18 protein-coding genes are annotated in these 21,251 nt (G+C 63.9%); 15 read left to right on the plus strand and 3 right to left on the minus strand.

The window, feature by feature from the left end; genetic code table 11:
* Positions 1 to 384: 384 nt before the first annotated feature.
* The 3 genes from ACYQ47_RS15595 to ACYQ47_RS15605 all read left to right on the plus strand — a co-directional run bounded on the left by ACYQ47_RS15595 (position 385) and on the right by ACYQ47_RS15605 (position 4,162).
* A complete protein-coding gene (locus ACYQ47_RS15595) occupies positions 385 to 942 on the plus strand; it encodes a hypothetical protein (RefSeq protein WP_459905886.1) in 558 nt (185 codons plus the stop codon).
* Positions 943 to 968: 26 nt separating this feature from the next.
* Positions 969 to 2,351 (plus strand): DUF1254 domain-containing protein, encoded by a 1,383-nt coding sequence (locus tag ACYQ47_RS15600; protein ID WP_459905887.1) that lies wholly within the window; start codon positions 969 to 971, stop codon positions 2,349 to 2,351.
* A gap of 290 nt (positions 2,352 to 2,641) precedes the next feature.
* Positions 2,642 to 4,162 carry a DUF1254 domain-containing protein gene (locus tag ACYQ47_RS15605; RefSeq protein WP_459905888.1) on the plus strand — a complete coding sequence of 507 codons (1,521 nt, stop codon included), beginning with the start codon at positions 2,642 to 2,644 and terminating at the stop codon, positions 4,160 to 4,162.
* Between the two features lie 433 nt (positions 4,163 to 4,595).
* Here the strand turns inward: ACYQ47_RS15605 and hutG are convergent, their stop codons facing one another.
* Together hutG and ACYQ47_RS15615 are read right to left on the minus strand one after the other, a co-directional pair.
* On the minus strand, positions 4,596 to 5,408 hold the full coding sequence (gene hutG / locus ACYQ47_RS15610; RefSeq protein ID WP_459905889.1) for an N-formylglutamate deformylase: 813 nt from the start codon (positions 5,406 to 5,408) through the stop codon (positions 4,596 to 4,598).
* A gap of 42 nt (positions 5,409 to 5,450) precedes the next feature.
* The gene (locus ACYQ47_RS15615; protein ID WP_250528563.1) at positions 5,451 to 6,419 is read right to left on the minus strand and encodes a LysR family transcriptional regulator; all 969 of its coding nucleotides are present in this window, start codon (positions 6,417 to 6,419) and stop codon (positions 5,451 to 5,453) included.
* A gap of 264 nt (positions 6,420 to 6,683) precedes the next feature.
* Between ACYQ47_RS15615 and ACYQ47_RS15620 the strand changes: the two genes are divergently transcribed.
* From ACYQ47_RS15620 to ACYQ47_RS15665, 10 genes are all read left to right on the plus strand, one after another.
* Positions 6,684 to 7,433, plus strand: coding sequence for an ABC transporter permease (locus tag ACYQ47_RS15620; protein ID WP_244831416.1), 750 nt, complete (start codon positions 6,684 to 6,686; stop codon positions 7,431 to 7,433).
* Positions 7,430 to 8,659, plus strand: coding sequence for an ABC transporter ATP-binding protein (locus tag ACYQ47_RS15625; RefSeq protein ID WP_310390755.1), 1,230 nt, complete (start codon positions 7,430 to 7,432; stop codon positions 8,657 to 8,659). The genes ACYQ47_RS15620 and ACYQ47_RS15625 overlap by 4 nt, the downstream gene beginning before the upstream one ends.
* Positions 8,656 to 9,378, plus strand: a complete 723-nt coding sequence (locus tag ACYQ47_RS15630; protein ID WP_459905891.1) for an ABC transporter permease — start codon at positions 8,656 to 8,658, stop codon at positions 9,376 to 9,378. The genes ACYQ47_RS15625 and ACYQ47_RS15630 overlap by 4 nt, the downstream gene beginning before the upstream one ends.
* A 100-nt stretch (positions 9,379 to 9,478) precedes the next feature.
* Complete coding sequence (locus tag ACYQ47_RS15635) at positions 9,479 to 10,321, plus strand: glycine betaine ABC transporter substrate-binding protein (protein ID WP_250528570.1); 843 nt, start codon at positions 9,479 to 9,481, stop codon at positions 10,319 to 10,321.
* 10 nt (positions 10,322 to 10,331) lie between these two features.
* The gene (locus ACYQ47_RS15640; RefSeq protein WP_459905892.1) at positions 10,332 to 11,177 is read left to right on the plus strand and encodes a nitrilase-related carbon-nitrogen hydrolase; all 846 of its coding nucleotides are present in this window, start codon (positions 10,332 to 10,334) and stop codon (positions 11,175 to 11,177) included.
* A gap of 84 nt (positions 11,178 to 11,261) precedes the next feature.
* Positions 11,262 to 12,515 (plus strand): aromatic ring-hydroxylating oxygenase subunit alpha, encoded by a 1,254-nt coding sequence (locus ACYQ47_RS15645; protein WP_459905893.1) that lies wholly within the window; start codon positions 11,262 to 11,264, stop codon positions 12,513 to 12,515.
* Entirely contained in the window at positions 12,508 to 13,611 is a 1,104-nt protein-coding gene (locus tag ACYQ47_RS15650; protein ID WP_459905895.1) for an FAD-binding oxidoreductase, read from the plus strand. Before ACYQ47_RS15645 ends, ACYQ47_RS15650 begins: the two co-directional genes overlap by 8 nt.
* 1 nt (position 13,612) lies before the next feature.
* Positions 13,613 to 14,977 carry an MmgE/PrpD family protein gene (locus tag ACYQ47_RS15655; protein WP_459905896.1) on the plus strand — a complete coding sequence of 455 codons (1,365 nt, stop codon included), beginning with the start codon at positions 13,613 to 13,615 and terminating at the stop codon, positions 14,975 to 14,977.
* Between the two features lie 31 nt (positions 14,978 to 15,008).
* Positions 15,009 to 16,655: an FAD/NAD(P)-dependent oxidoreductase gene (locus ACYQ47_RS15660; RefSeq protein ID WP_459905897.1), complete on the plus strand. Its 1,647-nt coding sequence runs from the start codon at positions 15,009 to 15,011 to the stop codon at positions 16,653 to 16,655.
* 53 nt (positions 16,656 to 16,708) lie between these two features.
* On the plus strand, positions 16,709 to 17,911 hold the full coding sequence (locus tag ACYQ47_RS15665; RefSeq protein ID WP_250469920.1) for an NAD(P)/FAD-dependent oxidoreductase: 1,203 nt from the start codon (positions 16,709 to 16,711) through the stop codon (positions 17,909 to 17,911).
* 30 nt (positions 17,912 to 17,941) lie between these two features.
* Here ACYQ47_RS15665 and ACYQ47_RS15670 read toward each other — a convergent pair whose 3' ends face one another.
* Complete coding sequence (locus tag ACYQ47_RS15670; protein WP_244831425.1) at positions 17,942 to 18,958, minus strand: GlxA family transcriptional regulator; 1,017 nt, start codon at positions 18,956 to 18,958, stop codon at positions 17,942 to 17,944.
* Positions 18,959 to 19,097: 139 nt separating this feature from the next.
* On the opposite strand from ACYQ47_RS15670, the gene ACYQ47_RS15675 reads away from it, so the two are divergent.
* Together ACYQ47_RS15675 and ACYQ47_RS15680 are read left to right on the plus strand one after the other, a co-directional pair.
* Positions 19,098 to 20,099 carry a LysR family transcriptional regulator gene (locus ACYQ47_RS15675; RefSeq protein WP_250528569.1) on the plus strand — a complete coding sequence of 334 codons (1,002 nt, stop codon included), beginning with the start codon at positions 19,098 to 19,100 and terminating at the stop codon, positions 20,097 to 20,099.
* A 134-nt stretch (positions 20,100 to 20,233) separates the two neighbouring features.
* Positions 20,234 to 21,244, plus strand: coding sequence for an ABC transporter substrate-binding protein (locus ACYQ47_RS15680; protein WP_250469924.1), 1,011 nt, complete (start codon positions 20,234 to 20,236; stop codon positions 21,242 to 21,244).
* Positions 21,245 to 21,251: the final 7 nt, after the last annotated feature.

The following is a 21,251-nucleotide window of genomic DNA, read 5'->3' on the forward strand; positions in this document are numbered from 1 at the left end:
TCTATCATTTGTAGGGCCACCAAAACCGGTCGCGGCGCTGGTCGTTTCCCAGTGCCGGGGAACGCTTCCAGCGTGTGCGCGACCCTGATACGTGTCTGCTGTTTGTGAGGACGGCTGATGTGTGAGCGATATACGAGATCGTTGCTGGCCGGATGTCGATCCACAATCAGCACGATTGTCGCGGCCTCGCTTCTGCTTTTCGGTAACGCGTCGCGCGCCCAAAGTTCCGCGGATGACGCAAACAAGAGTAACAACCCGCTCAATCTCGCGGCGTCGTTCAACATTCAAGACTATTACGTGCCGAGCGTACATGGCGCGCACGCACATACCAACGACTTCCTGCTGAGACCAACCGTTCCCGTCGGTCCCAACAGCATCGTGCCGGTGCCTGAAATTTTCCGATTGACGGCACCGCTCAGCACGAGGCCAAATCCAACCGGCGGCTACAACACCGGACTGGGCGACATCAATCTCTTCGACATTTTTCTGCTCAGTCAGGGACAGACGCAGATCGGCATTGGCCCGCTCATCACTATGCCGACCGCGACCGACCCGAGCCTCGGAAGCGGCAAGTGGCAGGCCGGGCTAGCGGCGGTCGTGGTGAACGCGAATAAAGCCCGGCTCATCGGTGCGTTGGTTCAGTGGCAGCATTCATTCGCCGGACAGAGCAGCCGGCCGACGGTTCAGTCATTGACGGCGGAGCCGTTCGGCATTTTCAATCTCCCCGATGGTTGGTATATCCGGTCGACGGGAATCTGGACCTTCGATCTTCAGCACGGCAGCTACTACATCCCAGTTGGCCTGGGTGCCGGAAAGGCGTGGAAAGGCGGATCGACTATCTACAACGCGTTCGTCGAACCTCAATATTCCGTTGCTCACTCGGGCGCAGGTGTTCCGCGCTGGCAAATTTTCGCGGGACTCAATATGACCTTCGGAAGATAGACGGCAACGTCAAAGGACGAGACGCCATGCATCGAGTCATCACTCGTTTCGGGACGATTGCGCTGAGCCTGTGGTTTCTCGCGCCCGGCGCTTACTCGCAAGATACGGTCAGTCCGGAGGAGGCGCGCGGCATCGCCAAGGATGCGTTCATCTACGCCTACCCAATGCTGTTCAACTACAAAACAATGTATGAGCAAGCGGTCGACCCCAAGTCGAAGAGCTATGTAGGCGGCTTCGGCAAATTTCGCAATTACTCGCAGCCCTATAGTCCCGAGAACAAGGACATTGTCACGCCCAACAACGACACGCCTTATTCCTGGGCGTGGCTCGATTTGCGACGGGAACCTTGGGTGCTGACCGTGCCGCGTGTCCCTGACGAGCGCTACTACGTGTTCCAGTGGATCGACCTTTTCACGTACAACTTTGCATATGTCGGCTCGCGAACCACGGGCAATGGCGCGGGTCATTATCTTTTTGCAGGGCCGAACTGGCATGGCGAAACGCCAAAGGGTGTTGACAAGGTGTTTCGTTCGGAGACGGACTTTATCTTAACGCTCGGCCGTACCGCCCTGAACGGTCCTGAGGACGTTAAGAGCATGCAGGCCGTGCAGAAAGGATACCGGGTCACGCCGCTCTCTGCCTTTGAACACGATCATGCTCCCGCTGCAGCGCCTAAGCTCAACTTTCCGGTATGGAACGAGGCGAAGGCAACGTCTATCGACTTCATCGCCTATCTGAATTTCTTGCTGCAGTTCACGCAACCGCCCGCACCGTCCGAAGCGGAACTCATGCGGCGCTTCGCCAAGATTGGCATTGCGCCGGGCCGGCGTTTCGACGCATCTGCCTTGTCGCCGGACATGAAGCAGAGCATCGCGGCGGGCGTCGCGGATGGAAAAGCCGCGCTCGACGATGCCATGAAGCACACGACCAGTTCTTATGATCTCTTTGGCACGCGGGACGACCTTAAGGGAAACTATCTGACGCGCGCCGTGGCTGCCGCGATGGGAATTTACGGCAACACCAAGGAAGAGGCGGTGTATGTCGGCACTCGACTGGGTGCCGATCACCAACAATTGATGGGCTCGCAACCTTACGTCGTTCATTTCGACAAGAAAGATCTGCCGCCTGCACGCTTCTTCTGGTCAATGACAATGTACGACTTGCCAGGCCGGCACCTCGTCGCGAATCCCATCAAGCGATACTCGATCGGCGACCGCACCAAAGGCATCAAATACGGTGCCGATGGCTCGCTCGATATCTATCTACAGCACGCTTCGCCCGGAGCAGACAAGGAATCGAACTGGCTGCCAGCCCCAAACGGCCCCTATGATGTCATCGCGCGAATCTACGGACCAGACCCGTCGGTCTTTGATGGAACGTGGAAATTTCCGGTTCCGCAGAAGCGTTGAATTCGACTGATTGAACGGTTGATCAACGCTATGGGAGCGTGCTGTGAAGAAGCCCACTGCGGTGCGAGTGACACGCTCTCGGCATTGGCCCGATGGTCACACGATCGGGCACAGTAAGTCACGCCAGTGTCAGCGTCGCTTCGGCGGGTCGACGAATTTCAAGTAAGCCGTCTTCCGAAGCGAATCTCGTACAACTCTCGGTGAGCGCGACATTTCAGTAGGACATTCAGGTAAGCGACGTTGCCGTCTGCTGTGAATTGAACCGTACTTCAAAGAAAAAGGGCTTCGCGATGAAAAGAGCACGTAAGCTCGTCTCCCTTGTGACTGCCGTGACCAGTTTGCCGATGGAGTCGTGCTGCGCGCTGCAACGGCGCAGCGCGACTGCAAACAACAAACGAGCCATCGCGGCCGCACTGATTGCAGTGACACTAACCGCCTGCGACACGACTCACTCGATCAATTCGTCCCAGCCGCCAACGAAGCTTGCGATTACTGCCAGTACGAATGAAATTCGAGCCGTCGCCAAGGAAGCGTATATCTATGGAACACCCATGGTCGCGACCTACACGACGATGTACGCGTTCTCGATCGATTCAAGCAACCCGCAGTACAAAGGTCCTTTCAACACCATCCTGAATATCTCTCGGGTTTTCACGCCGGACGACACTGCCTTCGTCACACCGAACTCGGACACACCTTACTCGTTCGCCGGCCTCGACCTTCGCGCCGAGCCGGTTGTCATCACGATCCCGCCAATGGAGCCGAAACGCTATTTCGTGTTCCAACTGATGGACCTTTATACCTTCAACTTTGCCTATGTCGGCACTCGCACCACTGGTAATGGTGGGGGCAATTTCTTGATTGCCGGACCCAACTGGAAGGAAGCGCCGCCGCCAGGTATCACGCAGGTTATCCGCTCAGAAACCGAGCTCGTTAATGTCGTTGGCCGCACCCAGCTCTTCAACCCAGGCGATCTCGATAACGTCAAGACAATCCAGGAAAGCTATCGGGTGCAAACTCTTTCTTCGTTTGCTGGTAGCGCGGCCCCGCCCTCGGCACCCTCGATTCAATGGATCAAGCCATTACGACCTGACATGCAGCACACGTCGCTCGAGTTCTTCAACCAGCTCGCGTTCGCCTTGCAGTTCACGCCAGTCAACCCAACGGAGAGCGACTTGCGAAGCCGGTTCACGACGATTGGAATCGTTCCGGGACAACCGTTCGACGTCGGCGCGCTTTCCGAGGAACAGAAAGCGGCGTTGCTCTCCGGAATGGAAGACGGTCAGAAAGAGATCGACTCAAAGCGCGCGTCCCTTGGTGGGAAGACTGACACGTTATTCGGAACACGCGCGTACCTGAAGAACGACTATGTTGCACGGGCTACAGGTACGCAGGTTGGTATCGGCGCGAACTCGCGGGAGGAGGCGCTCTATCCGATCCTCGAGAAGGATTCGAGCGGCCAGCAACTTGACGGCAGCAAGCATCGGTATACGTTGCACTTCGAGAAAGGCCAACTGCCACCCGTCAACGCGTTCTGGTCGATGACCATGTATGCCTTGCCAAGCCAGTTGCTGGTGAAGAACTCCATCAATCGCTACTTGATCAATTCTCCGATGCTGCCTTCGTTGAAAACCGATCGCGATGGTGGTACGACGATCTACGTCCAAAGCACATCACCCGGCAAGGCCAAGGAGGCAAATTGGCTACCCTCGCCGGCCGGCCCTTTCATGGTGACAATGCGGTATTACTGGCCCAAGCCTGAGCTTCTAAATGATCAGTGGCACACACCAGAACTTCGGCAAGCACCCTAGAAAAAAAGAATCTCATTTGCTTCGCCGTGACGCGCGACGGCGAAGCCGGTCTGAATCGTCCATGCGATGGGTAGTACAGGTTCTTTTCGCACGTCGCGCCTTATCTGCGCGTGCCGTCGGACCTGATTCGCGCCGGACGACCCCGCGAGCGACATAGTGAAGGCGACGCGGCTGGAGGTGCGAAACGCTGACGCTCAACCCCGAAGCCGCGCGTGACTATTTGCAGCACGCGTAGCGATGTCAGTGTTTCAACTCGACCACGTAAGGCTCGACATCGCACCGCAAGCGCTCAACCCCGAAGCCGCGGCAAAAACCGAACAATCTGTAAAGGCTACCGCAATGGCAATCCAATGACTTGAATTAAGCCCGGCGGCCTTGAAGGCTGCTGGGCTTTTGCGTTGACGCATGCCCGCTCGATGCTCCAGCGAGTTCGTCATCCACCAGTCGTTGACGATATCCCAGCCACCGCTTTCACGGCCCCCCGAACCATCCGCTCGACCACGGCCTGTACGGCATCGGCACGCGCTGGCGCATAGTCGAACGGAGGCGTCTCGTCCATATACGTGCTCTGACACATCTCCAGCTGCACGGCATGAACGCCCTTCTCCGGCGCGCCGAAGTGCCGCGTGATGAAACCGCCCTTGAAGCGGCCATTGGCAATCCACGTATAGCCGCTCTCCGCAGCCCCGTCGACGACCGCCTGCAACACCGGCGGCGCTGCCGTCCGCCCGTCCTGCGTACCGATGTTCAGATCCGGCAGCTTGCCCTCGAACAGACGCGGCAAAACGCTTGCGATCGAATGCGCTTCCCACAACAGCACGTTTGCATGCTTCTCGCGCAGGCGCGCGAGTTCGGCGGCGATGGTGTCGTGATACGGCTTCCAGTAAGCCGCGACGCGGCGCTGCCTTTCGGCGGCGTCGGGCACGCAGCCTTCGCGATAAACCGGCTCGCCGCGAAACGTCAGGTCCGGGCACAAGCCCGTCGTGGTCTGCCCCGGATAGAGGCTTTCGTCCGAAGACGGCCGGTTCAGGTCGATCACATAACGCGACAGGCGCGCGCCGAGCACGGTCGCGCCGAGTTCACGCGCGAACGCGTAGAGGCGGTCGAGATGCCAGTCGGTATCGGCGACCGTCAGCGCAATGTCTGTGTATTGGCCGCGCAGGTCGTCGGGGATGATCGTGCCGAGGTGCGGAATCGACAGCAGGAGCGGCGCATCGCCGCGAGTCAGGGTGAAGATTTCGTTCATGGCGTGAGTAGCGAAGGGTAATCGAGGTTGAGAGCAGTACATTTAAAGCAACGCGTCGTCCTGCAATGTCGGCAAGGCGCGCTTGAGCGCGGGACGAATCAGATGGTCGAGCACGCGGCGTGTGAGCACGGCGATCTCATCGACGAAATCGCTCCATTCGCCTTGTCGATGCAGCAGAAAGAACTCGCGTCGCCCAAGCCGGCTCGCGGGCAGAGGCAGCACGGCGATTTCATCCAGATAATGCCGCGCTTGCCAGAGACACAGCGGTGTCGAGATGGCGAAGCCGAGTTTCGCGGCGACGAGGCTCAGGAGCGGATCGGTCGCATCGAACTCGTAGCGGCGCGGACTTTCGATACCCAGATGCCGCGCGAAGCGCTCCACCTGCTGGCCGATCACCGAGCGCGCTGTATAACGGATCAACGGCAGCTCCGTTGCAAGCTGCCGCCATGACGACGCTCCTTGGCGCTCATCGAGCCAGCGTCGCGACACGACGGCCACGAACGCTTCCGAAAACAACGGCATTTCGACGATACGGCTGTCGTTCAGCACCGTCTGCGTACAGACCGCGATATCGACCTCGCGCGCGTGCATTTGGTCGGACAGGCCCGGCGTGAGTCCCGACCACAAGGCAATCTGCCGCGCGGAGCCGGACATCGCGCGAATGAGTTCGGGGCCGACCGTCGCCGCGAAGGAATCGACGCAGCCAAGCCGCAGGGGCAGCGCTCCCGCCAGCGACGCATCGCCGATACGCGTGCTCACCATTTGCGCATGGTCGAGTAGCGGCCCGGCGAGTTCGAGCAGCGCGCGTCCCGCCAGATTCGGACGCGGCGGGCGGCTGTCGCGATCGAACAAGCCAGCGCCCTGCTCGCGCTCGAGCGACGCAATCGACTGGCTCACCGCGCTCTGGCTCACGCCCAGATGTTTCGCGGCTGCCGTCATCGAACCGGTCTCGCAAACGGCGACGAAGGCCTGCAATGCGCGTAGATCGATAGGTGGTGGGGTGCGTCTCATCGCGTTTCCGTGGTTTGCAGGCACGCGCCCGGCCAAGTCCCGCCGTGCGGCGCTCATGTTGCACGCACTGGGCTGGAAGCCGCGCGTCTCGCGCAAACGCCCGCATGGGCCATAAGTTTGCCTTATGCAAAAAGATCGTGCGCCGTTTGCCGAGATCGGGGCCCGTGTCGCATTGATGACAGTAGACGTCGAGTTTGTGCCGGTTCCGGCGATTTTGGACCGGTACATTCTTTCGTCACGGGCATCGAGGCGCGGGAGGCCGCAGTGGAGACACTGGTTTTTATCTGGAGCAACGCGGCGTCGATCGCTTCCATGCTGGTCGATCACGTGTTGCTGGTGCTTGCCGGCGTCGGCTGCGCCATCGTGACGGGCGTCGCGCTCGGCATCGTCATCACGCTCAACGAGCGGCTCGCGCGCGTGGTGTTGTACGCCGCCGCGATGCTCATGACGATCCCATCCATCGCGCTCTTCGGCTTGCTGATTCCGGTGCTCTCGCTGATCGGACAGGGCATCGGCTTTCTGCCTGCCGCCATCGCGCTCTTTCTGTATGCGCAATTGCCGATCGTGCGCAACACCTACGCCGCGATCCGCAACCTCGATCCCGCGCTGCGCGAAGCCGCCAACGGCATGGGGATGACCGCGTGGCAGCGGCTCTACCGCGTGGAGATGCCGATTGCCGTGCCGATCATCATGGCGGGCGTACGCATGGCGGTGGTCATGAATATTGGCATTGCGGCAATTGCCACGTATATCGGCGCGGGTGGGCTCGGGCGGCTGATCAGCCGGGGCATTTCGCAATCCGATCCGCGCCAGTTGATCGCGGGCGCGGTGATCGTCGCGCTGCTCGCGATCCTCGCCGACCTCGGCCTGGGCGCGCTGCAATGGCGCCTGACGCCGGAAGGCATGCGGCCGCGCCAGGCGCGCTTCTTCTGGCGCCGCAACGCGACGCGCGGGCCGCTGGTGACGGCCGCGACGGCCGCGACGCCGATTTCATCCACAGCGGAGGGACGATGATCGATCTTCGACATCTGACGAAGCGATTCGAAAAGCGCGGCGAAAAGCCAGTCGTCGACGACGTGTCGATGACGATCGGCGAAGGCGAACTCTGCGTGCTGCTCGGGCCGTCCGGTTGCGGCAAGACGACGACGCTCAAGATGATCAACCGGCTCGTGCAGCCCACGTCAGGGCAGATTCTGATCGGCGGCGCGGATACGGCGGGCTTCGACATCGTCGAGTTGCGGCGGCGCATCGGCTATGCGATTCAGCAAGTCGGCCTGTTCCCGAACATGACGGTCGCCGAGAACATCGGTATCGTGCCGAAGATGCTCGGCTGGGACAAAACGCGCATCCGCGAGCGCACCGAAAACCTGTTGGAGATGGTCACGCTCGATCCGGCCATCTACATGCGATGTTATCCGCGCGACCTGTCGGGCGGGCAACAGCAGCGCGTGGGCGTGGCGCGCGCGCTCGCCGCCGATCCGCCGGTAATGCTGATGGACGAACCGTTCGGCGCCATCGATCCGATCAATCGCGCGTCGATTCAGGACGAATTCCGCCATATTCAGACGACCCTGAAGAAGACCGTGATGTTCGTCAGCCACGACATCGACGAAGCCATGAAAATGGGCGACAAGGTCGCGATCTTCCGCAACGGCAAGCTCGAACAACTGGCGAGCCCGGATGAACTGCTGGCGCGTCCCGCGAGCGCGTTCATCGCCGATTTCGTGGGCACTGACAGGGCGCTCAAGCGTCTGCGCCTGATGCGCGCCGTCGATGCGGCGCTGGAACCGGCGCGCGTCGCGCGGCTCGGCTACCCGAGCGCCGATGCCCGCGCGCTCTTGCGCGATCACGTGGCCGACGCACTGGTCGTGCTTGACGCCCACGGCAGACCGGCCGGCCACGTCGGCGCGGCTGAACTCGACGCCAGCGGCGCCACGCTCGAAGCGCCGAGTCTGCGCGCGTTGCCGGGCGTGGTGCGCGCGGGCGACGACCTGCGCGCGGTCATGTCGATGCTGCTCGCGCACGGCGCGTCGTGGCTGCCGGGCGTCGACGCGGACGGACGCTTCATCGGCTACGTGACGTATGAACGCATCGCGCTGATGGCGCGCGCGGCGTGCGTGTCCGGCGCGGCATTGCCCGAAGGCGGCCTGGCCTCGTCCGCTGGCGACGCGGCGAAAGCGGGCGATGCATCGCGCGATGACGGGGCGCATCCCGAACTCGCTTTCGGAGGCGCGCGATGAACCATCGACGCGGCGGTTTGCGTATTGCGTTAGGCGCGATGATGGCGTTGGCCAGCGCATCGGCGCATGCGGACGACTGGCTCGCATCGATCGGGCAGTATCGCGCGGACATCGTCTATCAGTCCGGCCAGCAGATGCTGATGGTGCTGATCGCGGGCGTCGCGGCTATCGTGGTTGCGGTGCCCGCGGGCATCTGGCTGAGTCGCCCCGACAACGGCCGGGCCGCGCAGTTCGTGATGTTCACGCTCAACGCGGGCCAGGCCGTGCCCAAGCTCGCCATTCTCGCGCTCGCCATGAGCGTGCTCGGCATCGGCGCGAAGCCCGCGATTCTCGCGCTATGGCTCGCCACGCTGCTGCCCATCGCGATGAATACATACGAAGGCATACGCGCCGTGCCGCCCGCGCTGATCGAGGCCGCGAACGGCATCGGCATGACGCCGCGGCAGATTCTCTTCAAGGTGGAATTGCCCAACGCCATGTTCGTGATTCTCGCGGGCGTGCGCACCGCGCTCGCCATCACAGTCGGCACCGCACCGCTCGCGTTCCTCGTGGGCGGCGGCGGTCTCGGCGAGCTAATTTTCACGGGCATCGACCTCAACGATTTCACGATGCTGCTTGCGGGCGCCATCCCGACCGCCCTGCTCGCGGTGGCAACCGACCTGTTCGTCGCGCAAATGCAGCACTGGCTCGTGCCGCGCGGCGTCAGTCCTCAACGCTGAACTTTCCTGGATAACGAAGCTCATGCTCAAGCCTTTGCTGTCACGCAAACTGTGGTCGCGTCTTTTCGGCGCATCCCTGTTCACGCTTGCCCTCGGAACGATGGCCCTGCAGGCCGCGCAGGCTGCGCCAACCGTCACGGTCGGCGGCAAGAACTTCACCGAACAAGTGCTGCTGGCGGAAATGACCACGCAATTGCTCAAGGCGAAGGGTTTCACGGTCGTCAAGAAAGACGGCATGGGCAGCACGGTGCTGCGTCAGGCGCAGGAAAACGGTCAGGTGGACGTGTACTGGGAATACACCGGCACTTCCCTCATCACCTACAACAAGGTGACCGACAAGCTCGACCCGCAGCAAACTTATGCGCGCGTCAAGGAACTGGATGCGCAAAAAGGCCTCGTGTGGCTCGACCCGTCGAAGGCGAACGATACCTACGGCATCGCCATGAACCGCGATGTCGCCCAGAAGCTCGGCGTCACGACCATGAGCGACCTCGCCAAGGTGCTCAACAGCGGCAAGGAACTGACCTTCGCGTGTAACTCCGAGTTCTATGCGCGCCCGGACGGCCTGCGTCCGCTGCAAAAAGAATACGGCTTCAGCTTCGGTCCGTCGCAGATCAAGCGGATGGATTCGGGTCTCACCTATCAGGCGCTGAAGGACCGTCAGGTGGACACCGCGCTCGTTTTCACGACCGATGGCCGCGTGCCCGCTTTCAACTTCATCGTGCTGCGTGACGACAAGAGTTTCTTCCCCGCCTACGCGCTTACGCCGGTCGCACGCAAGGCGACGCTCGACGCGAATCCGAATCTCGCGGGCATCCTGAACGCGCTGTCGGCCAAACTCGACGACGCAACGATGGCGCGACTCAACGCCGAGGTCGACGTCCAGAAGAAGTCGCTCGACGAGGTGTCGGCTACTTTCCTCAAGTCCGCCGGACTGATCTGACGCGCGTCCGATGAAGCCTTTTATCGTCGCCGCCGCGCAAACCGAAACCGTCGCGGGCGATCTGGCCGCGAATCTGGCGGCGCATCGCCGGTTTATCGACGAAGCACGCGGGCGCGGCGTTCAGTTGCTCGTGTTTCCCGAGTTGTCGCTTGCCGGTCACAGTGCGGGCGCCGACGCCTTGAGGCTCGCCTTGCCGCGTAACGCCGCCGCGCTCCTCGAGCTGGCTGAAGGGTGCTCGCCGCTTGCCGCCGTGGTTGGCTTCGTCGAGGAAGCAGCGGGCGCGCAGTTCTACAACAGCGTCGCGACACTGTACGCGGGACGCGTGGTGCACGTGCATCGCAAGATCGCGCTTGCCACTTACGGCCGGCTCGACGACGGCAAGCACTACGGACACGGCGCGCGGCTCGATCAGTTCACGCTGCCCGCCGATCCTCGCTGGCAGATCGCCACGCCCGTGTGCGCGGATTTGTGGAGCCCGGCGGTGATGCATCGGCTTGCCTGCGACGGCGCGACGCTATGCGCGGCGCCGGTGAGTTCGGCGGTCGAAGCCGTGGGCGACGCCTTCGACAATCCGCGCGGTTGGGACACGGTGCTGCGCGCCCATGCACTCGTCTACGGTCTGCCTGTCGTGTTCGCCAATCGCGTCGGCCATGAAAACGGCCTGCGCTTTTGGGGCGGCTCGCGCGTCGTCGGGCCGCGCGGCGAAACGCTCGCGCAAAGCGAATCGGCACGTGAGGAACTGGTCGTGGCGCCGCTCGACTACGAAGCCGTGCGCGCCGCGCGCTTCGACTTGCCGACCCTGCGCGATGCCCGCGGCATCCACGCACTCGAAAGCGGCATCGTGTCGGTTTCGTGATCGCGTTGGTCGTGTGTCTGCCCGCACCGGTCATATCCGCGACCGACAATCGATTCAACTGATCGTTCGTATGGGAGTGTGACGATGATCGACCCGACGCGCGTGCGCGCCGCCCTGGCCGAGCGCCAGGACAACTTCTCGCTGCCGCAGCCTTTTTATACCGATGAAGCCTTTCATCGGCTCGACCTCGACGCCGTCTTCAACGACGAGTGGCTGTTCGCCTGCAACAGCTGCGAACTGCGCAAACCGGGCGATTATCTGACGCTGGAAATCGGCGCGACATCGGTGCTCGTGCTGCGCGACATGGACGGCGAAATCCGCGCGTTCTTCAATACCTGCCGGCATCGCGGCTCGCGCATCTGTCTCGAAGAGAAAGGGCATGCGCATCGGCTTACTTGTCCGTATCACCAGTGGGTGTACGACCTCGACGGCGCGCTCCTGCATGCGCGGCAGATGCCGGCGGGCTTCGAGCGCGAGGGCTACGGTCTGCGCGCCGTGCATGTCGAGATCGTGTGCGGCATGGTCTATATCTGCCTCGCCGCGACGCCGCCCGACATCACGCGCTTTCGCGACGCGGTCACGCCCTACCTCGCGCCGCATCAGCCGTGGCGCACCAAGGTCGCGGCCAGCGTGACGATGATCGAGGAAGCCAACTGGAAGCTCGTCATCGAGAACAATCGCGAGTGCTATCACTGCGCGGCCAATCATCCGGAGTTGCTCGCGACGCTCGTCGAATTCGCGTTGCCCGACGATCCCGCTGGCTCGCGCGACTTCCGTCTGTTGATGGAAGCCCAGGCTGCGAAGTGGGACCGTCACGGCTTGCCGCATTTGCCCGCCGATGGCGGCGACGAATTCCGCTGCATTCGGCTGCCGTTTCATCGCGGCGCGGTGTCCTTCACGCCGGATGGATCGCCCGCGTGCGGCAAGCTGCTCGGCGACCTCACCGATCCGGATCTCGGCTCGGTGCGCATGTTTCGCGTGCCGAACAACTGGAATCATTTTCTCGCCGACCACATCATCCACTTCCGCATTCTGCCGCTGTCGGCCACGCGCACGGTGTTGCGCACGACGTGGCTCGTACACGAGGATGCCGTCGAAGGCGTCGATTACGACGTCGATACGCTCACGTCCGTATGGAACGCGACCAACGTGCAGGACGCGCGGCTCGCGGCGAACAATCAGCTGGGCGTAGGCTCGCTCGGCTATGCGCCGGGACCGTATGCGCCGTCCGAGTTCATGCTGCGCAACTTCACGAACTGGTATGCAAGGAAGCTCGCGTCACATCTGGACGGCGCACACGGGCAGCGCTCAATCGCGCTGAAGGTGTCGAATGGCTGATGTGCCGACATCTTCCGATACGGCGTTCGACGGCACCCTCGCCTTCGCCTGCGACACGCCCGCATCGCGCACGCTCGAGTGCATCGGCGTGCGTGACGAAGCGCCGGGCGTCAAGACCTTTCGCCTGCGCGATCCGCACCCCGACGGCGCGCGCCGCTACGCGCCGGGCCAGGCAATGCTGCTGACGCTCGATATCGAGGGGCGGCGCTTCGACCGCACGTTTTCTATCGCCTCGACGCCGCTCGAAGCGGACGCGCTCGAACTGACGATCAAGGCGCAGTCCGGCGGCGTCGTCACCCGCTGGCTGCATGAGCGCTTCGCGCCGGGCATGCGCATCGACACGCGCTATCCGCTCGGACGCTTCACACTCGATGCATCGGCCGATACGCCTCTCGCGCTAGTGTCGGCGGGCTCGGGCGCATCGCCGCTGATGTCGATGCTGCGCACGCTGGCGCGCCGCTCGCCGCACGCCGACATCGCTTGGCTTCATTGCGCGCGCGGCGTGGACGACATTCTTTTTGCCGATGAACTCGCGACGCTTCAGGCGCGCATGCCCAACCTGACAGTACACGTGTGGCTGAGCGCGCCCGCACCCGGCTGGTTCGGTCTGCGCGGGCGCATGTCGCGCGGCGCGCTCTGGGCGATGGCGCCGGACTTCGGACGCCGCACGGTCTATTGCTGCGGTCCAGCCGGTTTCATGCAGAGCGTGCGGCAGATTCATGCGGCCGAAGGCGCCCGCCGCGCGGCGTTTCATATAGAGCATTTCGGTCCCGTGATCGAGCCGATGGAAAGCGAAGCCGCGACGACCGGCGCACCTTCGTCCGACGAACAGCGCGATGCCATTTTCAACGCGTGGCTGAACGGCCGGCGCTTCGATGTGCGCGCGGGCGAAACGCTGCTCGTCGCGGCCACGCGTCAGCAAGTGGTGATTCCGTGCGGTTGCGCGAGCGGCCTGTGCGGCACGTGCAAAGTGCGCCACCTTTCGGGCGAAGTCGCGATGAAACATGCAGGCGGAATTTCCGCGGCCGAAGAAGCGCAAGGCTGGATTCTCGCGTGTTCGAGCCGTCCCTTGACCGATGTCGAAATCGCCTTCTGACATGCAAACGGCACCGACGCTTCATCACGACGCCAGCCGCTTCACGCGCACGCTTGGCTTCGACATGCTTCCCGCTGCCGTCGTGCGCGACGCGCAGCGCCGCATTCTCGACCTGCTCGGCGTCGCGGCGGCGGGCACGTCCACACGGCTTTCGACAATCGCGCGCGAGCATGCGCTCGATTGCTTCGCGGCCGGACGCACCCCCGCGCGCATGCTGTTCGACGGGCGCATCGTCAGTGCTCCGGGCGCGGCGTTCGCGGGCGCAACGACCATCGACAGTCTCGACGGCCATGACGGCCACGCGCTCACCAAGGGCCACGCGGGCGTCACCGTCTTGCCGGCCCTGCTCGCCATGACCGAGCGCGCGCCCGGCATGAGCGGACGCGAGTTCATCGTGCAGACGGTGCTCGGTTATGAAATAGGCACGCGTGCCGGCATCGCGCTGCATGCGACGAGCCGCGAATATCACACCTCGGGCGCGTGGAATGCGTTGGCGGCCGCCGCTATCGCGAGCCGCGCGCTCGGCTTCGACATACCGGCGACGCGCCACGCGCTCGGCATCGCCGAATATCACGGGCCGCGTTCGGACATGATGCGCTGCATCGATCATCCGACCATGCTGAAGGACGGCTCGGGTTGGGGCGCGCTGGCGGGCATCAGCGCCGCCCTGCTCGCCTCGCGCGGCTACACCGGCGCGCCCGCGACCACCGTCGAACGCGATGCGCCCGCCTGCTGGTCCGACCTCGGCGATCGCTGGCTGATCCTCGAACAGTATGTGAAGCCGTATCCAGTGTGCCGCTGGGCGCATCCGGCAATCGCCGCCGCGCTTGCAGTGCGTGCGCTCGACGGCTTCGATGCGGCCAACATCGAGCGCGTGGAGATCGAAACCTTCCACGAGGCGACGCGTCTCTGGTCCGCGCTGCCACGCACCACCGAGGAAGCGCAGTATGGCGTGCTGTTTCCCGTCGCGGCGGCGCTGGCGCATGGCCGTGTCGATGCCGGCACCATCGGCGATTCGGGCCTTGCCGATCCCGCCGCGTGCGCGTTGCTGCCGCGCCTCGTCGCAAAGGAGCACGCCGCGTTCAGCGCCGCGTTTCCCGCCGAGCGCTGGGCGCGCGTGACGGTCGAACTGCGCGATGGCCGCCGCCTCGATTCCGGTCCGATGCAGGCAAGCGGCGACCTCGCGCGCCCGATGACACCCGGCGCCGAGCGCGACAAATTTCGTGAACTCTGCGGCGCGCGCTTCGGCGCACGGTTCGCGCGCGAACTCGAAGACGCGGTGGATGCGCTCGCCGAACCGCACGCCCGCGCCGGGCACCTGTGCGAACTCGTGCTGGGCACGCCGCCCAGTGCGTCGCAAACATGAACACTCCGATCAGCCAACGAAACAACGAGCCATGCCAGTAAATCCCGACGCATTCTCAACGCCGTTCCACGATCCCGCGTCCGTGGCGGGCAAGACGCCGCCCATCGGCGAATCGACCGATCTGCTGATCGTCGGAGCGGGGCCGGCCGGCATCGCGGCGGCACTCGAAGCGGCCGGTCGCGGTACACGCGTCACGCTCGTCGACGAAAACCCCGTGCCGCTCGAAATGATGGGCGAAGACGTGCCGCTGCACTTCGGCAGCCGCATGGGCGCGGAGGCAGGCAACGCCAACGCGATGCTCGAAGCCATGCTCGACGCCCGTCCCGAACTGGGCGACGCGCTCGAAGCGGGTATCGACGTGAAGCTGGGCACGGCAGTGTGGGGACTCTTCCCGCACGGGCCGGCGAACGCTTGGATCGGCACGCACGTGGCCGGTCTCGCGGACGCCGAACATACCTGGCTGCTGCAATTCAGTCAGGTGATCGTTGCGTCGGGGCGGCGCGACATGGGACTCGCCTTCGACGGCTGGCAACGCCCGGGCGTGATGGGTGCAAGCGCCGCGTGGCGGCTCGCGGTTCTCTACGGCGCGCTCGACGCGCGGCGCGCGGTGCTCGTCGGCAGCGACACGGATGCGCTTAACGTCGCGCTCGAACTCGTCTCGCGCGGCGTGCAGATCGTCGCGGTGATCGAACAGGCTGGCGAAATCGTCGGCGATGCGGCGCTCGCGGCGCAACTCGAAGCGAGCGGCGCGCACATTCTCACGCGTCATGTCGTGCGCCATGCACATGGCGATGCTTATGGCGTGACTTCCGTCGACGCAGCCACGCCCGACACGACCGCCCTGACGACATTCGATTGCGATACCGTGCTGCTCGGCATCGCCGCGTTGCCTGCAATCGAGCTGCTCGAAGCGGCAGGCTGCGCGACTGCGTTCGATGCCGCGCGCGGCGGTCATATCGCCCGTGTCGATGCGATGCAGCGCACCTCGTTGCCGTTCGCCTACGCGGCAGGCGACTGCGCGGGCGTCTGGCCGGCGAAGAGCCGCGACGAAACGATCGCGCGTGAAGAAGGCCGCCTTGCGGCGCGCGCGGCTTTATCGTCGTTGGATGAAAGCGCTTCTCTCGCCGACGCGCCGCCCGCGCGCCAACCCGATGCGCCCGCGCAAGACATCGCGCTATCGCGTGTCGAATGGGTGCGGGCAAGCGTCATCGGCGCGGCGGGCGAGCCGTTCGTCTGCCAGTGCGAGGAAGTGACGGCGCGCGAAATCCTCGATGTGCGTCCGCCGCGCTACCTCGGCTGGCAGCCCGCCGACGCGCTTCACGACACACGCGGCGTCGCGGGTCTCGCGCAAAGCGGGCCGCCCAGTCCCGACGCGGTGAAGCGTCTCACGCGCGCATGCATGGGCCCGTGCCAGGGCCGCCGATGCCGCGAGCAAGTCGCCGCGCTGCTCGCGATAGGCTCCGGCTGCGCGCTGCCGCGGATTCCGCTCGCCACATTCCGCGCGCCCGTCCGGCCGCTCGCGCTGCGGCAGCTAGCCGAGGTGGCCGAAGCGCAGGAGACCGGCGCGCATTGGGACAGCTGGTTCGGCATGGCGTCGCAATGGGTGCCGTTTTGGCGTGTCGATCCGCTGTATCGCGCGGCCACGCGCCGTCAGGGCGAACCGGTGGCGAGCGAATGAACGAAGCATCGACCGGCCGTCGCACTCGAATCGAATCTTCCGGACACACAAGCATGAAAGCAGACACGCAACAGGACAGCGGCACGCCGAAGGGCGCTTCGGTGGTTATCGTCGGCGGCGGCGTAACGGGTTTGTCGGCGGGATGGTGGCTCGCGCGCGAGGGTGTCGACGTGCTGGTGCTCGAAGCGGGAATGATCGGCTGGGGCGCGTCGGGCCGCAACGGCGGCGGTTGCTCGCATCATCACAGCCCGCTCTTTCTCGAAGAACAGCGTCTCTGGCCGATGATGGACGACCTGCTCGGCTATCCGACCGAGTTCCGCGCCGAGCGTCTGCGCATTGCGCTCGATGAACAGCAGTTCGTGTTGTACCGGCGCGCGCTCGAAAACGGCGAACACCACGGCCTGCGCTCGGACGTGCTCGATGCGAAACAGGTGCGCGAACTGGTGCCGCTCGCCGGCGACAACGTCCATGCCGGCTACTTCTATCACTTCGGCGGACATGCGAATCCGCATCGCACGTTGCAGGCTTATGCGTGGGCGCTGGAGGATCACGGCGGGCGCATTCTCCAGCACACGCCGGTGACAGGATTCGTCCGGCAAGGCGGACGTGTGAGCGCGGTGAAAACGGCTCACGGCGAGATTGCCTGCGATCATCTCGTGATCGCGGCCGGGCCGCATACCGGCGTGCTCGCGGCGCAACTCGATATCGATGTGCCGCTCGCCGCCGCACGCGCCGAGATGATCGTCACCGAGCCGTTGCCGCCAATGGCCATCGGCGGCGTGGATGGCAATGGCCTCTATGGACGGCAGACGCTGCGCGGCAATCTCGCTTACGGCGGCGGTCCGCACGAATGGATCGGCCTCGACGATGTGCCGAAGGTGCGGCCGCAATCGACTCCGCTTCAATGCAGTATCGCGGCGCGCCTGGCTGCGTTGCTGCCCAAGGCGGCGCACGCGAAAGTCATCCGCAGTTGGGCGGGATATATCGAGAACACGCCGGATGGACGGCCCGTGATCGATCGTCCGGATGAACGAGGCAATGTGACGGTCGCGACGCTATCGAGCGTCGGCTTCGGCCTTTCGCCCGCAAGCGGTCACGCCATCCGCGACCTCGTGATGGACGGGCGCTGCGGCTTTGCGGATTTGTCGTCGCTGAGATTGGCGCGCTTCGCTCATCTCGAACCGGACTGGCGCGAGCTTCAGGGCTGGCTGCCGTTGCCGCTGCGCGCATCGGCGCCGGTGCTGGAAGCGGCCTGAGCGCATTGCGTCGCCTTTACGCCCGCCTGCTCACGACTGCGTCTGTGCCGCTCTCAACTCCGTCGGACTGATGCCGTAGGCGCGCCGGACCCAGCGCGCCAGATGCGAAGGCGACGCGAATCCCGTCGCCACCGCGACATCCGCGACCGGCACGCTCGAATACGTGAGCATTTCGTGCGCGCGCTCCAGCCGCAACTGCACGTAGTAGCGTGCGGGCGTCGCGTTCAGATGCCGCAGGAACAGGCGTTCCATCTGCCGCGACGTCATGCCGATAGCCGAGCCGATATCGTTGATCTGCAACGGCGTCTCGACATGCGCGCGCATCATCTCGATTGCCCGGCGGATGCCGCGCGGCAGACTCGCGTGATTTTGGTCGCGCCAGCCGCGCTGGCTGTCGGCGGTGTCGCGCATGCGCTCGTGATGGAACTGGTTCGCCACGCGCACCGCGAGATCGCTGCCGTGCTGCATCTTGATGAGATGCAGCATCAGGTCCATCGAAGCGATACCGCCCGAGCACGTCATGCGGTCACGATCGATTTCATACAGCTTGCTGCTGCACAGCAGGTCGGGAAAAGCCTCCGTGAAAGCCGGCAGATTTTCCCAGTGGATGGTGCACTGATAGCCATCGAGCAGGCCTGCCAGCGCGAGCAGATAAGTGCCCGTGGAAAGCGATCCGATGACCGCACCGGTGCGCGCCGCGCGTCGCAACGCGGCGACGAAGGCCGGTTCGAGCGCGGGCGCGAGCCGCAGGCCGCCGCAGACGAACACATAGTCCGCGCCGGCCAGCACGTCGTCGAACTTGCGCGCGGCAAGCGCGATGCCGTTCGATGCAGGCGCCGGCTCGCCGTCGAGGCTGGCGAGCGTCCACGCATACAATGTTTCGCCAGCGAGGCGGTTGGCCGAGCGCAACGGCTCGATGGCGGACGAGAGGCTCATCATGGACAAGCCATCGGCCAGCAAGAACACGAACTGGCGAGGCACGGCGGCGGACGAAGAAGCGGATTTGAGCAACGCGCGATTCGCAATGGACGATTCGAACCTCCGCATTCGCGAAGGCGGCTTGGGGCCAGCATGTGAGCGCTATTATGGTCGCTAAAACAAGCGTATGGCCAGAAGCGCCGCAACGGTATGGGATCTGAGCGGCGACACGCGCTGCATCTGCGGCGGAATCGGCCGAGGAGAAAGTATGCGAAATTCGTTCGTCGGGGTCGATCTGCGCGCGTTGCAGGCGTTCGTCGCGGTCTGCGAAACCCGCTCCATGACGGAAGCGGCGCGCGTACTCGGCGTCACGCAAAGCGCCGTGAGCCAACTCATCGCGGCGCTCGAGCGCGAACAAGGCGTGGCGCTCTTCGATCGCGAGTTCCGTCCGGTGCGGCCCAACGCGGCGGGCCGCATTCTCTTCGATCGCGCGGGCGCGCTGCTCGAACACGCGCAGGCGGTCTCGCACGACGTGCGTACGGCGACGAGCGAAGGCGTGCCGAGTCTGCGCATTGGTTGCGTGGATTCCTTCGCCGGAAGCGTCGGGCCGCATCTCGTGCAACGTCTTTCCGGGCGCATGAAAACCTTGTCGATGTGGTCCGGCCTCACGCCGACCCTTAGCGAACAGCTTACCAATCGCGAACTCGATCTCGCCATTTGCACGGAAGCCACGCTCGATCCACGACGCGTCGAACTACGGCCGCTTTTCTCCGAGACTTTCATTGCGGTCGCGCCGAGGCGCTTCAGCGGCAAGCGCGCGCCCGAGTCCTTTCATGAGGTGCTGCGCGAGTTGCCGCTCTTGCGTTATACGGGCCGCTCGCTCATCGGGCAGCAAGTGGAGCGGCTCATCAGGCACATGAATTTCAACGCCCCGAACCGCTATGAATTTGACGATACCGACCCGCTTCTGAGTCTGGTCGGCTCGGGATTCGGCTGCGCCATCACGTCGCCGCTGTGTCTCTGGCAATCGCGCGCGCATCTGGCGGATATCGCGGTCGTGCCGCTGGCCACGACGCGCATCGGGCATCGTCATTTCTACATTCTCACGCGTCAGGCCGAATGGTCGTCGATGGCAGAGGCCGTCGCGCGCGAGTCGGTGGCCGTGACGCGCGACGTAATTGCACCGGGCTTGCTTGCGGCTTTGCCCGGCGCGCCGCCCCATCTTTTCGATGCCTATGCCGCCGCGTTCGCCGCGCAAAGCGCCGCGTGAAATTAGCGGAACTGCTTCAAAACATAAGAGTTTCTGATTCGGCCGCGCGGCTTAATGGCAGGGATGCGTTCGCCTCTACCATCCGTAGCTGACAGCGGATACACGCAGTTCAACCTAAGAGACAGGGCAGGACGATGACCACAAACCGCCGTAGTTTTCTGAAGCAGGCTTCACTCGTCGGCGTAGCCGCGGCCACCTCGGGCCTTGCGTCATTCGCGCGCGCCGCGACCGTCGTGAACTACGGCGGCTCGGCGTGGCTTGGGCACTACGCGGCCTATGTCGCGATGAAGACGGACATCTTCACGAAGCTCGGCATCGACTGCCGCTGGCAATCGTTCTCCACTTCGTCGGCGCGCATGGGCGCGGTGATGGCGGGGAACATCGACATTGCGGGGACCGGCGTCGTCTCGGCGCTCGCGCTGATGGCAAGCGGCGCGAAGCAGTTTCAGCTCATCTCGACGCCGAACAACTTCGGCAAATCGGAAGGCCTTCTCGTGCGTGGCAATGTGAAGTCGCTCGCCGATCTCAAGGGCAAGAAGATCGGCGTCACGTATGCGTCGAGCTCGCATGTCCTGCTGCTCGACGTGCTGCGCCAGGCGAACTTGGACCCGGCGAAGGACGTGAGCATCATCAACTTGCCGGCGACGGAACTGCTGGCGGCGTATCGCGGTAATCAGATCGATGCCGCCGCCGCATGGACACCGACGTTCGACCGCATCAAGGCGCTGCCCGATACCAAACTGCTGCTCGACGATTCCTCGTTCTCGCTTTATAAGCAATATCAGTTGACGCCGGGCCCGGACGTGCTGCTGGTGCGCACCGCATTCGCCAGCGCCCATCCTGATGTGCCGAAAGCCTTTCTGCAAGGTGTCGCGCAAGCCAACGACATGATGACGCACGAGCCGGAGAAGGTCGCGCCCATTCTGATGACGCTCACGAATCTCACGCAGGACGAGCAGATGGCCGTGCTCAAGCAGACGCAGTGGTATTCCCACGCGCAGCAAAAGACGCTATTCGTCGGCAGCGGCGGAAAGCCGGGACCGTTCGTCGACGGCGTACAAAAGCTGAGCGACATGCTCGTCGATCTCAAGCAGATCGACCAGTCGCCGAAAGTGGCGGACTGGATCAACGCGTCGTATCTCTGAGCGCGCA

It is taken from the genome of Caballeronia sp. HLA56 (assembly GCF_054655155.1).